The sequence below is a fragment of the Caballeronia sp. GAFFF2 genome (genome assembly GCF_023631485.1).
Classification (GTDB): Bacteria; Pseudomonadota; Gammaproteobacteria; order Burkholderiales; family Burkholderiaceae; genus Caballeronia.
This window is the reverse complement of the sequence record NZ_JALQDA010000027.1, coordinates 371970-386850: the sequence shown is the minus strand read 5'-3', so window position 1 is coordinate 386850 and position 14881 is coordinate 371970. Positions and strand designations below refer to the sequence as shown.

The following is a 14881-nucleotide window of genomic DNA, read 5'->3' as shown; positions in this document are numbered from 1 at the left end:
TCGCTTTCCATGTACACCCTCGGAATCAATGCGGTCTATCACGACAGCGCGGCTGCGCTGATCAAGGACGGTGTCGTTGTTGCGGCAGCGGAAGACGAACGCTTCACGCACGTCAAGCATGCGAAGCGTCCGGTGCCGTTTTCGACATGGCAATTGCCCTTCGACGCTATCGACTATTGCCTTAAAGAGGCTGGTATCGAACTGGCGGATGTCGATCATGTCGCCTATTCATACGACCCGCATTTGCTTTCCGCCATGCCACGGCAGCCTAAAGCGAGCATTGCGTTGCCGTTCATGCCGTCCGAGCATTCGAGCGGCAACCCATCCGAATCGCCTTGGGACCCGCTTTTTTTAAGCTATATCGTCAATGCGCGCGGTCAATTGGTGGATGGCGCGCCGCATCATCTGAAGAAGCGTTTCGCAAGCGGCGGACGCGCGCCGCGGTTCGACTGGCATTACGTCGATCATCATCTGTCGCATGAAGCGAGCGCGTTTCTCGCTGCGCCCTTCGAAGATACCGCCGTGCTTACCATGGACGGACGCGGTGAAGGCGTAACAACGAGTCTCGGGCAATTCGTCAACGGACAGTACGAGCGCGTCAAACAGGTGGAACTGCCGCATTCGCTCGGGCTGCTATATGAGACCGTCACCGACTATCTGGGCTTTCTGCATTCCTCGGACGAGTACAAGGTCATGGCGCTGGCTTCGTTCGGCAAGCCGGCTTACGTGGACCAGTTTCGCGAGATCGTGAACTATCGGCATGACGGCACTTACACCGTCGATGCCCCGCGCCTGGAAGAACGCTTCGGTCGGCGTCGTGAACGCGGCGGTCCGCTCGATCAGCATCATTACGATATCGCGCACTCGTTGCAAGTCGTGCTCGAAGACACGGCGCTCGAATTGGCAAAGTGGTTGCACGAGCGAACTGGTTTATCGAAGCTCGCGATGGCAGGCGGCGTGGCGCTCAATTGCGTGATGAACGCGCGTCTGCGCGACCGTGGCCCGTTCGAAGAGATCTGGGTGCAACCTGCGGCCGGCGATGCCGGTACCGCGCTGGGCGCGGCGCTTTGGACGGACTATCGCGAACGAGAGAAGCAAGGCGACCGCAGCCGCAAATGGCGCATGGATCACGCATATCTCGGCCCGCGTTATGACGACAATGAAGTCGAACAGTTTCTCAAGTGGGCCAAGGCGCCGTATCGGAAGCTCGATAACGTCGCGGGCGAAACAGCCGATCTGCTCGCGCGGAATCGCGTGATCGGTTGGTATCAGGGCCGCACGGAATTCGGACCGCGCGCACTCGGCGCACGTTCGATACTTGCATCGCCGATCGATCCGTCCATGCAAGCGAAGCTCAACGAGATCAAGGATCGTGAAGACTTCCGTCCTGTTGCGCCGGTGGTCATGGAAGAACACGCGGTCGACTGGTTCGTCGATGCATGCGTGGCGCCTTTCATGCTCTTCGTCTTCGACGTGCGCGAAGAGATGAAGCCGAAGATTCCGGCCGTGACGCATATCGATGGCACGGCGCGCGTACAGACCGTGAACCGCTCGCAACATCCGCTCTATTACGACCTGCTCGCCGCATTCAAGGCACGCACGGGCGTACCGGTGCTCGTCAACACGTCGTTCAACACGCGTGGCGAACCGATGGTCAACTCGCCGCGCGATGCGCTCGAATCTTTCTGGACGTCGCCGCTCGATGCGCTCGTAATCGGTTCTTTCTTAATCGAAAAACCCGGAGCACATGCATGAGCACGGTTTCCGGCGGCTTTAGCTTCGATGGCGCCGACGCTTTCGAAAGGAGCGAGAGCGCGGTAACGCCATCATCGTTCGCGTACGACGTGAGCGTAGTCGTGCCGACTTATCGTCGTCCCGACATGCTCGAACGATGCTTGCGCGCGGTGATGGCGCAGGACATGCGCGCATCGCGTTACGAGATCATCGTCTGCGACGACGGTCCCGATGATGCCACGCGCGCCAAGGTCATGGCGCTTGCGCGCGAATGCGAGACAACCGAACCGCGCGGCCCGCGTATTCGCTATGTTCCCGTCACCGCGACGCAAGGGCCTGCGGGTGCGCGCAACGCGGGATGGCGTGCGGCGCAGTCACGTTTCATCGCATTCACCGATGACGACACCATCCCCGATGCGCAGTGGCTAAGTGCGGGCGTCGCCGCGCTCGATGCCGGCGCGGATGCGGTGTCGGGACGCATCGTCGTGCCGCTTCCCGCGCGGCCGACCGACTACGAGCAGGACGCAGCAGGTCTTTCAAGCGCGGAGTTCGCAACGGCCAATACCTTCGTCAAGCGCTCCGCGATGGACCGTATAGGCGGATTCGATGCGCGTTTTACATCTGCGTGGCGCGAAGATTCGGATCTGCAATTCCAGCTCCTGCGCAGCGGCGCGCATATCGTCCGTTCGCACGATGCGATGGTGTTGCACCCCGTGCGCCCCGCACGTTGGGGCGTGAGCTTGTCGCAACAGAAGAAGAGTCAGTTCGATGCGTTGCTTTACAAGAAGCATCCTGCGCTGTTCAGATCGCGCATACGCAGCACGCCGCCCGTGTTGTATTACATGATCCTCGCGGTGGTCGTGGCGGCCATCGTCGCTTACGCACTGCGTTTCAACTCGCTCGCCATTGCCTGCGTGATTGCGTGGCTCGCCATGAGCGGTTGGTTCTGTGTAAAGCGCCTGATGAAGACAGCGCTTACGCCATCGCACGTGCTCGAAATGGCGTGGACGTCGCTGTGGATTCCGTTTCTCTCGATCTACTGGCGGCTATACGGCGCCTTCAAATTTCGCGTGGTGTTCGTATGATCGAACGCATCGCTATTTTCAGGGCTTTGCAGCTTGGCGACATGCTCTGCTGCGTCCCCGCGTTGCGCGCGTTACGAGCTGCTCATCCGCGTGCGCATATCGTGCTGATAGGGCTACCGTGGGCAAGCAGTTTCGTGACGCGCTATCGTTCGCTGATCGATGAACTCGTTCCCTTTCCCGGCGCTGTCGGTTTTCCCGAGCAGGAAGAAACCGATGCGGGTTTGCCGTCATTCTGGAGCGCGATGCAGGAGCGCCGCTTCGATCTTGCGATTCAGCTGCATGGCAGCGGCGGTGTGGCGAACGATATCGTCGAACGAATGGGCGCGCGTTTGAACGCCGGCTATCTGAAGCCTGATGAAGCGATGCGCGAAGGCGTCTTCATTCCCTGGCCCGATACGCTACCCGAGATAGCACGCTATAACGCGCTGATGGATGCGCTCGGTATCGATGCAAGCCATACCGATCTCGACATCCCATTGAGCGACGAAGACATCCGAGAGTGCGCCGGATTGCTCGATGCTTATGAACTCGATTCCACGCGACTCGTGCTCGTGCATGCGGGTTCGCAACTGCCTTCACGCCGCTGGCCCGCCGAACGCTTTGCGCAAGTGGCTTTATCGCTTGCCCATGCGGGTTGGCAGATCGCATTGACTGGCAGCGCGGGAGAAGCGCCGATCACGTCGCATATAGCGCGGGCACTGGAAGGCTGCGATGCAATCGACCTGACCGGAAAGACATCGCTAGGCGGCCTCGCCGCGCTCGTAGCGAAGGCGCAACTCGTTGTCTGCAACGACACCGGCATATCGCATATCGCGGCGGCAATGCGCACAAAAAGCGTCGTCATCGCGTCAGGTAGCGACACGCGCCGCTGGGCGCCGCTCGACCATGAACGTCATCGCGTGCTGGCGGATTATCCGTCCTGTCGTCCCTGCTCGTTTCGCGACTGCCCGTATGGGCATCCATGCGCGCTGAATATCAGTGTTGCACAGGTACTGGATGTCGCACATGCGCAGCTGCCCGAACCTCGATTTCATACGGCCCCGATCCATGCTCACTGCTGACAACCGACGCCTGCGTGTTCTGACATGGCACGTGCACGGCAACTACATGTACTACTTGAGTCAAGCGAAGCACGACTTCTATCTCGTCACGAAGCCCGGCCATCCTCCGGGCTACGCGGGCAAGGTCGGCGTCTTGCCGTGGGGCGACAATGTCCACGAAGTGCCTTATGACGAATTGGCTTCGCAAGATTTCGATGTCGTGCTCTTTCAGCATCGCACGCATTGGGACGACGACCGCTTGAACCTCTTGAGCAACGCACAACGCCGCTTGCCGCGCGTCTATATCGAGCATGATCCGCCGCAGGAAAATGCCTTCGAACAGCGGCATTGGGTGCAAGACCGCGACACCCTGCTCGTGCATGTGACCCACTTCAACCGCCTCATGTGGGACAGCGGCGAGACGCCGACGCAGGTGATCGAACATGGTGTTGTGGTGCCCGACAGCGTGCGCTATAGCGGCGAGAAAGAACGCGGCATTGTCATCATCAATCATCTGAAGCAGCGTGGACGCAGGCTCGGTCACGATGTATTCACCGAAGCCGCGCGGCGTGTGCCGCTCGACCTAGTCGGCATGGATGCTCACGCAGCGGGAGGACTCGGCGAGATCGGCAATCTCGATCTCGCGTCTTTCAGCGCGCAATACCGTTTCTTTTTTAATCCGATTCGCTGGACGAGCCTCGGTCTCGCAAGCGTCGAGGCGATGACGATAGGCATGCCTATTGTCGGCCTCGCGACGACCGAGCTTGCAACCGTCATTCGCAACGGCGAGAGCGGCTTCATCCATACCGATACGGACCAGTTGATCGATGCCATGCAACACCTTCTACGCGATCCCGCCGAGGCGCGCCGGCTCGGTGAAGGTGCACGCAAGGTGGCGTTGGAACGCTTTCATATCGATCGCTTCGCAGCCGAGTGGGAAGCCACGCTGCGTCACGTCTGCAGCTAAACATCATTTTAGAGAACATCCATGAAGGAAGCCTTTCGCAAGCGCATTCTGGTCACGGGAGGTGCGGGCTTTCTCGGCTCGCATCTATGCGAACGCCTGCTCGCTCAAGGACACGATGTCTTGTGCGTCGACAATTTTTATACCGGCACGAAGGACAACATCGCGCATCTGCTGGACAGCGCGAATTTCGAACTAATGCGCCACGACGTGACGTTTCCGCTCTATGTGGAAGTGGACCAGATCTATAACCTCGCATGCCCCGCTTCGCCCATTCATTACCAGTACGATCCCGTTCAGACCACGAAGACGAGCGTGCATGGCGCGATCAACATGTTGGGTCTCGCCAAGCGTGTGAAGGCGCGCATCTTTCAGGCATCGACGAGTGAAGTGTACGGTGACGCACGTGTGCATCCGCAACAAGAAGCCTATTGGGGCAATGTAAATCCTATCGGTCCGCGTTCTTGCTATGACGAAGGCAAGCGTTGCGCCGAAACACTCTTCATGGATTATCGGCGGCAGCATGGCCTCAACATCAAGATCGCGAGAATCTTCAATACGTATGGGCCGCGCATGCATCCCGCCGATGGCCGCGTGGTGTCCAACTTCATGATGCAGGCGCTCGCCAACGAGCCGATCACCGTTTATGGCGAAGGCACGCAGACACGCTCCTTCTGTTATGTCGACGATATGGTCGACGCCTTCATCCGCCTCATGAACACGCCCGATGACGTCACGGGTCCAGTCAATCTAGGCAACCCGCACGAACTTTCGATGCTGGACATTGCCAAACGCATCATCGCGTTGACGGGTTCGAGTTCCGAGATCGTGTTTCATCCATTGCCGATGGATGATCCGTGGCATCGTCAACCGGATATCACGCAGGCGCGCACGCTGCTCGACTGGCAACCCGTGACAGAACTCGATGAAGGCTTGCAGCGTACGGCGCGGTACTTCCGCCAGATCACCGAGGCGCAACGCACGATGGCGACGTTCGCCAGTTGAATGCGAGGTAGGACGAAGGCCGCTTTCAGAGAATCAAGGGCGGCCTTCGCTTTAAAGACAAGCGAAACGCAGGTCTTGCCTGCTTTACGGATGGGCTAATGCATCATCCCTTCTGGTTGCCATGTGGAACCGGTGCACTGATTACGATGCTCACGTTCGTCGACGCAGACGAACTACTCGACGCCTTCGCGCTGCCACCGGCCACCGACGCGTAAGCCAAGGCGTCGCGCTTGATGTATTCCATTTGAAACTCCTTTCGGTTAAACAAGTAAATGAACGTGGCCCGCAAGTGAGCCGATCTACCCCTTCCGCGAGGTCGGGGAGCGCACATCTTCACGTCGATCGCATTACTACTGGTAGTACATGGTCATTGTCATTGTCGTGTTGGCCGGACCGGGGGATAACGGACCTGTCCGGTAATAACGTGCGGTCATTGCGACGGTGTGACTCGAAGCGAATGCTCCGTTGAAACCATTCAAGGTAAGGTTCGTTCCAAACGGAATTGCCGCGCCCGCGCCGTCGAATAGCTGAATGCCGACGCCTCCTGCCGAAGGCGTGCCGCTTAGTGCCGCAACATTGCTGAAGCCCGACACCGTCCCATTCGCCGGATCGATCCGGTACTGAACACTATGGATCATGCCCGCCGAAGTGCCCTCCACGGACGTGCCTGCGGGACAGTTGTCAAAGCTCAGATTGAAAGATGCCGACTTGCGCGGTGCGGGTCCCAATGCCGGCAGGTCCGTCAGGGCTAGCGTTCCCATTGGCACCGTTACGTCGGGTGTGCGGCATGTCAGAACGGTGATGATCACCGGCGTCATGTTGAAGTCGATCGAACCCGAAGCCGCGTTGTATCCAGGAGGACTTTTCCCGGCGGTCTCCCACGAGAAGGCCCTCGCGATCAATCCGGAAACTGTACCCGGGGTAACGTCACCGATCTTCACGAGGGCCGCTATGAGCTGGCCGCCATTGTCCACCGGGCTACCGACATTGTTTCTCTCGTATCCTAGAACCGGAAAGTCCCACGGGCCGTATTGCGTTTTAGCGGCATAGACTGTTCCTCCAAGTGCGATCCCGATGCCAGGCACATTAGTCGCATAGACCGAAAATTCGACGCCATTGTAGGAGGCTTTATAGCGGGTTGGCGCACCGGCGACGATACCTGCCAGCTCGAAATCGGTGCCGGTGTACCAGCCATCGGACACAGTGCAGGTCCAATAGTTTGGGGTGGCCGCAGACACGGACCATGCACTCAGAAGCGATCCGTCGGGCAGGTCGCGCGCCACGGCTATCGTAGACGGAAAAGAAAGCGTGAATGCGCTGTAGTTGGAATGGCAAGACGCACTGGCCCATGCGGCGGAAGGAATCAATCCGGCCAGCATAAGCCAGGCCGCTGCATGCCGTGCAACGGCACGGACGATTGTGTTTAAACGGTTCATCGAAGTTATGATCTCAAGTGATCTGTCGAGGATCATCGGCAGACTCCATCAGCTATGCTAAGTGAATTAGGCGTGCTGGCCAGCGGCATTTTTGGCAACGCGTAGCGAACCACGCAACGCTGCTCTGGAGCGTCTCCCCATTTGACATTGAGCGTTCCCTCATCGCTCTTGAGTCCGGTGGCAATGATGCGGCTGCCCTGCGCCACGGTGCCCACGGTGTCGTCCTTGCCATCCGAAACTTGCGCGCCGAACGGAAGCGGCTTGCCGCTTGCCTGAAGAACATGCATCAGGGCGGGCTTGCCGGTGTTCTCAGTGTCGAACTCGAGTTTCACCACGGCGCCCGCAGTCGGCGTAGCGCGTTGTACGGTCGACTTGAGTTGCACGTTGAGCGGTAGCCCTTTAGGATCGATCTCGACCTCGTTGTCGGAATAAGGCTGCACGCCGGAGACGATGGCGTGTCCCCATTGATCAACACGAAGACCTGCGCCATTCGCGAGCCTTGCGCCCGCCGCGTCTTTCGCTTCGATGACGGCGACGGTGTCGCTCATGTTTGGCGCGAATGCCGCGCCGCCTTTCCAGGCCACCACGCCACCGGAAATGCCCGCGCCGTATTGCGAGTAGTCGCGTCCCTTGCTTGCGTTGACCGACAGCGAGGAAAATGGCGATACATAGCCTAGATTTCCACCCACGCTGGCGGTATTGCCGCTCGTTCGATCGCCATCGCTGAACGACGCATTCATGCCATATGAAAGCGCGCTGTCCGAGCCAAGCGTGCCCGTCACCGATTCCTGAAGGCTGGAGTTGCCGTTGCCGGTGTCGTGCTGAAAGCTGGTCGAAGACTGAGGAGCGTGCGAGCCCCAACCGAGCGGCACCATCGCCGTCAACATGAAGCGGTTATCCCATCGCTTGTTGTCCACCTGGTATTGACGGATGACCGACGCCCCGTAGGTCAGGCGCTTCCAGCTATTGTTGTAGCCGAGCTGAAACTGCGTATCGCGCGATGTCCGGTTCCAGTATGTCGTGAGCGAGCCCACCGCGTAGATGGCGCCAAAGCGTCCGCTATCGCCTAGTCCTTGATTCAGCGTGAACTGCAAGCGCGACTTTTGAGGAGCGGACATCGAACCGAGCTGATGATCGCTGATCAGTTGACGCGTCGTGGCCGCATCTGGCAGGCTCAGAAAACCGCCAGTCGAACATCGATAGGCCGCGATTGCAATGTTGGTGTTGGTCGGCTCGAACATTCGGGCATAGCTTAGGCGAGCGCTCGTCCCATTCCGTGTTCCGAAGCCCTTGAAGCTCGCGCTCGATTCCGTCACGTCGAACCCGAATGCGCCGAATTTTGTATTGAGCGCCACGCCGGCGAGCGCGGAGAAATACATGTCCGCACCGGTGATACCGCCATACAGCGTCACACGGTTACTCATGCCGCGCTGAACCGTGAACTGAGATACGAACGGATGAATTCTCACGGCCGGGTCGCGATACTCGCCAATTGCCGCGCTATAGCGTGTTACACCGGGGCGCAGCGCGTTGACGGCAGCGGCATATGGAATCGAGGAAACGTGGGTCGTACCGTCCGCCTCCGTAACAAGTACCTCCAGATTTCCACCATAGCCCGTGGGGTAGAGATCGTCGATTTCGAACGCACCGGGCGCGACCGTCGTCTCGTAGATCACGTTGCCGTTCTGGCGAATCTGCACTTTCGCATTGCTGCTTGCAATGCCCCGAACGACTGGCGCATAGCCGCGCTGCGACTCGGGAACCATCCGGTCATCCGTGCCTAGCGTCACGCCTCGCACGCCGTAGCTGTCGAACAGCGCGCCGTCGGTGAAGGTGTCGCCTGCAATGAATTGGCTCTTGATGTCCTTGAACGCGCGCTGCACGTAAGTCTGCACGCTTTGATAATGCTGCCCGCCGAGATTCCCGCGCGTAAGGTTTCCCTGATAGCGAAAGCGCCACGGTCCGGCGTTGAGACCGGCGTTGACGCCGAGGTATTGCGTGTCGGTTCGGGCGCTTCCCGACTCGCTGTGATAAGCGTTTGCGGAATATTGAAGCAACGCGGCTGGCACGCCATCATCCCAATACTTCGGATCGACATAGCCACGCGCACGTTTGAGCATGACGATCTGCGGCACGCTTACATCGAGCCGCTGTTCGCCGCTGTCGAACGTTGCAGTCGCGTTCTGTATCAAGTCGGGAAGTTCAAGGCATTCCCCGCTGTCGTTCTCTAGCCTTGCGGATGCCTCGGGCGAAAGCTTCCTCAAGTCCACGCCGGACTTTTCGAGCCATCCGGTCGTGACGCACGGATGCACTGTCCCGGTCCCGGGCGTGGGTTCGCGTAGCTCGATATCGAGCTTGCCTTTCCAGACATCGTTCACGTAGAGGTCGGAGCGATAGGTGCCAGGCAATACGCGCTGTCCCTGGTTGAAGCGAGAGATGTCGACTTTCCCGCCGTCGCCCGTGTCGAGAAATTGCTCGTTGAATTCGACCGCTGCAACTTGCGCGGATACACCCCACGCATGAGCGCTTACACCAATCGCCGCCAATGCCTGTATCGTACAGACACTTATTGGCTTGAGCCTGGGTTGAGGCTCATTGCTTTTATGTTTTCTTGCTTTCATTACGGATTCCGAAATTCCATCTCAAAGGCAAGCCTTACGCATGAGACCTGGCCTGCATCAGCGCGTCCTGTCTGTATGATTGGCGTTTGGTTCGCTACAAAACCGCATTGCCGTTTGTGTGTCAGCAGCTTCGATATCTCCTGCTCACGGCTGCAAGTCGGCCTCACCCTCTTGTGGTCCGCCGTAATCGTTGATTGCTGTGTAGTGCAACTTCGCGCCTGGACCCAAAATGTCGCCGGTTAGCGCGAAGACTCGGGTCTCACCTGGACCAACCATCCCGCCCTCATCGAACACGGCGGTGCGCGCGCCGTCGGTTAGCGTGATTCGATCGAAGGAGACGAAGTACTGGCTGGGATTGAATGCCGCGATCTTGTTGGCGGCGTCGCCAGGCTTTATTTGCCACACGACCTGTCCGGACGCGCTATCAGGTTGACCCTTCAGTGCGCTTGGCCGATAGAAGAACTTGATACGTGAGCGGAACGCAAGTTGTAGCTGATTCGCGTCCGCCTCATCGCCCGTTGGTTTGGGCGGAACCTCCAGCACGTTCAAGTAAAGGATCGATTCCCTATCCGCGGGCAAAGGCTCGCCTGATGACATGATCCGCAAAGTCTGAGACTTGTCCGGATCGATCCGCATGATGGACGGTGTGATGGCGAACGGAACCTCGATGGTGTCCGGCGCGGTGTCCGGATTACCATTGTCGATCCACACCTTCACCAGGCCAGGGAGCTTGCCGTTGTTCGTCAACTTGACCGTGACCTCGGAGTCGCTTTGGTTATAGATGACGCGAGTTCCTGCAATAACCACCGATGCTTCAGCATCGTGCGTGCGCGCGAGCATCACCGTGCCCAGGGTTGCAATCGTGAGGATCTTTATCGCGAGTTTCATTGGCGTTGTGTCTCGTCGTCAAGACGTTGCAGTGAACGGCGGGCCGCGATGACATGACGATCTCCGTGGCCCGCGTGTCGCTTTACTGATAGTCGATGCTATAAACGACAGAAGAGTTGGCCGCACCGGCGGTGGTTACGCCAGTTGCGTAGTACTGAACGTTGTAGCTAAGCGTTGCCGAACCGGACGAGATGTCGGCAGCCTTCGAGTTTTGGAGATCGGTCGAATAGCCCGCCTTGATTCGACTGCCATCCAGGTTCAACAACTGCATCTTGACGTTGCTGGCACCGCCAGCCGTGACGGTCAGTCGGCCGTCGGCGGGATCGACCGAGGTGCCGGCTTCGTAGAAGACCGCTGCCTTGCTGGAGCTCGTCACCGGGGTGCATCCCGTCAAAGCGATCTGATAGGACGTCGTTCCGGCTGTCTCGCCTGCGGCTTTCAGCGTACTGGCCGAGATCGTCGGCAGCTTGACCGTGAAGTCCTTGGCCGAAGTCCCATTGCCGTTGATGGCGCAGGTGGAGGCAGTCAGCGCGCCGTTGAACGTGATGGTTCCGTCAGATGCGAAAGCACTGCCGGTAAACACGGCAAAGACACCCGCGAAAAGCGTTGCGACAACAGATTTCTTCATTTGATAAATTCTCCACGTAACCTGAATTTCTTGCGATATTGGTAGTACTACATAAACTGCCAGTTCGATTCCGAATGGATCGTTGGGTCATCTGGCCAACCCCGGCTCCTCCTCGATGTTATAAAGATTCGCAGTTCCTCTTCGCTCACGCGCCTAGTACGATGCCCATACCGACGCGCACGATGGTGCTATTGCCGCCTGCTGTAGAAACGCCAAGGTTATAGTTCACCGTTCCTTTACGATTCCAGCTTGAAACGCCTATACCGAGCGCCGCCTGACCGCGATAGCTCGCCATGCCTGCATTGAACGTGGTCCGCCCCGGCAAATACGGCGTGGCAATGTTGAGTGCTGAAGCCGCTGCAATACCTCGTCGCGCGGCGCGATCGACATCGTCGATACGACCGTTCACGCCGCCGATGGCGTCGTTGAGTTGTCCAAGGTTGATCGCGTCGGTGCGCGTCGTTGCAGCCCCGACGTTCGTGATCTGGCGCTCGTGGCCCGTGCTGCCGACCGACACCGTGTTATCCCGGTCGGCTAGCGAATTCGCACCTATTGCCACGGCATTTTCGCCGCTTGCCATCGCGGAATCGCCAAAAGCGCTCGCATGTGCACCAAGGGCGATTGCATCGTTGCCCACCGCTACGGTTGCCGTGCCCTTGGTCGAAGGAGGGCCAATCGATGCCCGCATTGCAGCGTGTGGCCCTTCTGCCAGTTCCGGTCGTTGCGCGGCATGGCTTACGTCTTCGGCATTCGGAGGCGTTGAGTCAGGCCGCGCGGCAAGACTCGTTATGGGGCTTCTGGCCTCCTTTAAACGTACTGTTGGCTTTTGATCCAAGGAACGACTCACTACATCGCCGAGAACGATTTCCGGTTCATCCGCGCTCAACCTGGTGGCGACGAGTCGACTCGCGGGATGGGCTGCGGCCGTGTTGACATTGGCGACGTCTGCCATCAAGGCTGGCGTCATCTGTGGCATCTGTGGCATCTGTGGCATCTGTGGCATCTGTGGCATCTGCGCAGCGCGCTGCTGTCCCAGTGCATAAAGCGACGTTTCCGGCGCGTCGTGCCGCGTATGATCCAAGTGCGCGGCGATGTCATCAACCCGCGCGGTGACCATGCCGCTGCCCGAAACGACTGCGTGGTGACGATGCTTCCATGCGCCCTCAGCGTGATGCGCGACTCGCGGCGCAACCCGCCTCGTTCGGTTGGAATGCATCGGTGTCCCAACGCCTTGATGAACTCGCGCGTGGGCGGCGTGCCGCTTAGTGAATCTTTGCACATGGCCCGCAAGCTTGTCCGGTGGCGCGCGTCGTTTTGATGCGTCGTGCGATAAAGGCGTGGACGAACGCACGGTCATGTGCGTGTCGAATACCTTGCCGTAATCGGGGGTTTTATCAAGCCCATTGCTCACGAATGGTGCGGCGAAGAACACGGCATGTTGAGGCCGCGTATGCATCGTATTAGCCAGCAGCTCGTTGCTTGCCGTTGCATCGGATCTAATAGAGAAGCGTTGCGCGAATGATGAATCGTGCGGCCAGCCTCGCAAATGAAGCTTGGGGGAATCGAACGATCGAAGCGGCTCGGATGACTCGACTTGCAACACGCCTGAGCCGATGGCGCCTGCCTTCAACGATTTCGAATCGTCCATGCCCACCGACGAATAATCGCCGCGCGTCCTGGCCGCTCTTGCGTTTTCGTGACCTGCGTCTCCACTGGCTTGCGCCGAAGCGTACGAAACCGTGCCGCCAAATCCCACGACGAGCAAAGCCTTCGCGGCACCGGTTAGCGCGCGCGGTTTGAAGAGCTTGACATTGCGCACTCTGCCCGTCTTGACGACACCCGCGGCATGCGCTGGTTCAACGTGGATCGATTCGCGGGATGACGTCACTCGTTTTCCTCATTAGATTTTGGTCGACTTCTCGAATGCACGCGGCATCCAACATGAAGGTGATTCGCATGACTGAAGCGTACAAATCCCGGACGCGACGAAGGTGATACTCCTTCATTACTTGTGCGTTTTTGGGGCAAGACATGCGAGCGATGTCGTTCGACGGGGACCCCCGATGTCGGATTTCTTTCGCGCGCGTTGAATATTTAGTGCATGGGCAGATCTGCGAAACCTACACTGCCTCTGCAGAGCAATTTCGAGCCATCACGGAAATTGGTCGCCGATGCTCTGTGATACTCAGTTATGCACATCCGTCCATTTACAAGGATATCTAACCATGCAAGCAAATTTCGACAGCCGTGCCTCGTTCTCGATGAACCTGCCGAGGTTTCCGTCCTCGACTACCGGTTTCGAACAGAACTCGTCTTTTTCGAGCAATCGGCCGCTTCAGATGATTTCCATGCCCTACGGTGGCATGTCGCTCAATCAGCCGTTCAACCAGTCTTTCAGTCAGCCCTTCAATCAGCCGGCCATGCCGCGTGCATTCGGCGGCAGCAGCATGTCCAGTTCGAACTTCAGTTATTCGACGCAGCAGATGTCGCGCGGCCCGGACGGATTCAGCCAGTCGGCGACTTCGGCCAGCTACTCGTCGTTCGAGCGTCAGAGTCCTGGCCGGGACATGCAGTACAACAGCATGCAACCGAGCGGCTTTTCGAACCAGATGCGCGGCGACTTTAGTGATTCTTCGCAGCAAATGTCACGCGGCCCGGACGGATTCAGCCAGTCGGCGAGTTCCGCCAATTACTCGTACTTTGAGCGTGAGAGTCCGAGACAGGACATGCAATACAGCAGCATGCAATCGAGCAGCTACCTGAACCGGATGCGTGGGGACGCCTGTGACGGCGCGGCGGGTCAACAAAGCCAATGGTCGGACACGGGCGTACACGACGGAAAATCGTCCATCGACCTTGGCGATTACAAGCTGGACTTCGACAAATCCAAGTCCTCGATCAACCTTACCGATGAGAAGACGGGTAATCAAACCAAGGTCTGGGGCGACCCGCATATCGATCTCAATTCGGGTACGCCGAACCAGACGAGCGGGATGTTCAATGGCTCGATCGACTTTAACCTGCCGGATCACACCCGCGTGAGCATCGGCACGACACCGGCTAACGGCAATTCGAACGTATCCTTCGCCGATAACGTGACGGTTACGCAGGGTAATCGGGCATATGTCGTCAATGGGTTGAGCGAGCAAGACAGCGCCCCGCTCAGCGTGCAGCGCAGTCAGGACGGCTTCGCGCTGGCACAGCAGACTCCGCGCGATGGGATGAACCTCTTCGCGAGTTCGAGCGGCACGGGGTGGATCAATGCGCCGACGCATCAGGCGGTGACTGCATCGGACTTCAAGGCTTAAGTAGCCTTCCCGGCGCGCTTGCGCGTCGGCTGCCGGCGTCAGCGGAAGCTGCCACCGGCGGCGGCGCTGGCATCACGCCAATTGATCGCGCACGGCGCGGCAGTCGCGTCTCACCTTCGCTAACTGGACGGTTCTTTCGATACGGCTCGTCTGCTCGAGAGCCGCCACCTCA

Annotated in this window: 12 protein-coding genes; 6 read left to right on the top strand and 6 right to left on the bottom strand. The window is 58.8% G+C overall.

Going from position 1 to position 14881, the window contains the following annotated elements; genetic code table 11:
* Window positions 1-9: 9 nt before the first annotated feature.
* The 5 genes from NCT04_RS18145 to NCT04_RS18125 are packed head-to-tail and all read left to right on the top strand — an operon-like array spanning window position 10 to window position 5828.
* Window positions 10-1755: a carbamoyltransferase family protein gene (locus tag NCT04_RS18145; protein WP_250466949.1), complete on the top strand. Its 1746-nt coding sequence runs from the start codon at window positions 10-12 to the stop codon at window positions 1753-1755.
* Complete coding sequence (locus NCT04_RS18140; protein ID WP_250466947.1) at window positions 1752-2819, top strand: glycosyltransferase family 2 protein; 1068 nt, start codon at window positions 1752-1754, stop codon at window positions 2817-2819. Before NCT04_RS18145 ends, NCT04_RS18140 begins: the two co-directional genes overlap by 4 nt.
* Window positions 2816-3880: a glycosyltransferase family 9 protein gene (locus NCT04_RS18135; protein WP_250466945.1), complete on the top strand. Its 1065-nt coding sequence runs from the start codon at window positions 2816-2818 to the stop codon at window positions 3878-3880. Before NCT04_RS18140 ends, NCT04_RS18135 begins: the two co-directional genes overlap by 4 nt.
* On the top strand, window positions 3867-4826 hold the full coding sequence (locus NCT04_RS18130) for a glycosyltransferase family 4 protein (protein ID WP_250466943.1): 960 nt from the start codon (window positions 3867-3869) through the stop codon (window positions 4824-4826). The genes NCT04_RS18135 and NCT04_RS18130 overlap by 14 nt, the downstream gene beginning before the upstream one ends.
* A gap of 21 nt (window positions 4827-4847) precedes the next feature.
* Window positions 4848-5828, top strand: a complete 981-nt coding sequence (locus NCT04_RS18125) for a UDP-glucuronic acid decarboxylase family protein (RefSeq protein ID WP_250466942.1) — start codon at window positions 4848-4850, stop codon at window positions 5826-5828.
* Between the two features lie 103 nt (window positions 5829-5931).
* Here the strand turns inward: NCT04_RS18125 and NCT04_RS18120 are convergent, their stop codons facing one another.
* From NCT04_RS18120 to NCT04_RS34725, 6 genes are all read right to left on the bottom strand, one after another.
* Window positions 5932-6072 (bottom strand): hypothetical protein, encoded by a 141-nt coding sequence (locus NCT04_RS18120; RefSeq protein WP_250466940.1) that lies wholly within the window; start codon window positions 6070-6072, stop codon window positions 5932-5934.
* Window positions 6073-6178: 106 nt separating this feature from the next.
* Window positions 6179-7300, bottom strand: a complete 1122-nt coding sequence (locus NCT04_RS18115) for a fimbrial protein (protein ID WP_250466938.1) — start codon at window positions 7298-7300, stop codon at window positions 6179-6181.
* Window positions 7297-9810: a fimbria/pilus outer membrane usher protein gene (locus NCT04_RS18110; protein ID WP_250466935.1), complete on the bottom strand. Its 2514-nt coding sequence runs from the start codon at window positions 9808-9810 to the stop codon at window positions 7297-7299. Before NCT04_RS18110 ends, NCT04_RS18115 begins: the two co-directional genes overlap by 4 nt.
* 219 nt (window positions 9811-10029) lie before the next feature.
* The gene (locus tag NCT04_RS18105) at window positions 10030-10773 is read right to left on the bottom strand and encodes a fimbrial biogenesis chaperone (protein WP_250466933.1); all 744 of its coding nucleotides are present in this window, start codon (window positions 10771-10773) and stop codon (window positions 10030-10032) included.
* A gap of 82 nt (window positions 10774-10855) precedes the next feature.
* On the bottom strand, window positions 10856-11401 hold the full coding sequence (locus tag NCT04_RS18100) for a fimbrial protein (RefSeq protein WP_250466931.1): 546 nt from the start codon (window positions 11399-11401) through the stop codon (window positions 10856-10858).
* Window positions 11402-11546: 145 nt separating this feature from the next.
* Entirely contained in the window at window positions 11547-13220 is a 1674-nt protein-coding gene (locus NCT04_RS34725; RefSeq protein ID WP_350030016.1) for a YadA family autotransporter adhesin, read from the bottom strand.
* A 406-nt stretch (window positions 13221-13626) separates the two neighbouring features.
* Here NCT04_RS34725 and NCT04_RS18090 point away from each other — a divergent pair, with 406 nt between their 5' ends.
* On the top strand, window positions 13627-14709 hold the full coding sequence (locus tag NCT04_RS18090; RefSeq protein ID WP_250466929.1) for a DUF1521 domain-containing protein: 1083 nt from the start codon (window positions 13627-13629) through the stop codon (window positions 14707-14709).
* Window positions 14710-14881: the final 172 nt, after the last annotated feature.

Bases quoted from the DNA above. Each gene is read 5' to 3' on its own strand.
- NCT04_RS18145 (WP_250466949.1), top strand. From the start codon at position 10: ATGTACACCCTCGGAATCAATGCGGTCTATCACGACAGCGCGGCTGCG.
- NCT04_RS18140 (WP_250466947.1), top strand. From the start codon at position 1,752: ATGAGCACGGTTTCCGGCGGCTTTAGCTTCGATGGCGCCGACGCTTTC.
- NCT04_RS18135 (WP_250466945.1), top strand. From the start codon at position 2,816: ATGATCGAACGCATCGCTATTTTCAGGGCTTTGCAGCTTGGCGACATG.
- NCT04_RS18130 (WP_250466943.1), top strand. From the start codon at position 3,867: ATGCTCACTGCTGACAACCGACGCCTGCGTGTTCTGACATGGCACGTG.
- NCT04_RS18125 (WP_250466942.1), top strand. From the start codon at position 4,848: ATGAAGGAAGCCTTTCGCAAGCGCATTCTGGTCACGGGAGGTGCGGGC.
- NCT04_RS18120 (WP_250466940.1), bottom strand. From the start codon at position 6,072: ATGGAATACATCAAGCGCGACGCCTTGGCTTACGCGTCGGTGGCCGGT.
- NCT04_RS18115 (WP_250466938.1), bottom strand. From the start codon at position 7,300: ATGATCCTCGACAGATCACTTGAGATCATAACTTCGATGAACCGTTTA.
- NCT04_RS18105 (WP_250466933.1), bottom strand. From the start codon at position 10,773: ATGAAACTCGCGATAAAGATCCTCACGATTGCAACCCTGGGCACGGTG.
- NCT04_RS18100 (WP_250466931.1), bottom strand. From the start codon at position 11,401: ATGAAGAAATCTGTTGTCGCAACGCTTTTCGCGGGTGTCTTTGCCGTG.
- NCT04_RS18090 (WP_250466929.1), top strand. From the start codon at position 13,627: ATGCAAGCAAATTTCGACAGCCGTGCCTCGTTCTCGATGAACCTGCCG.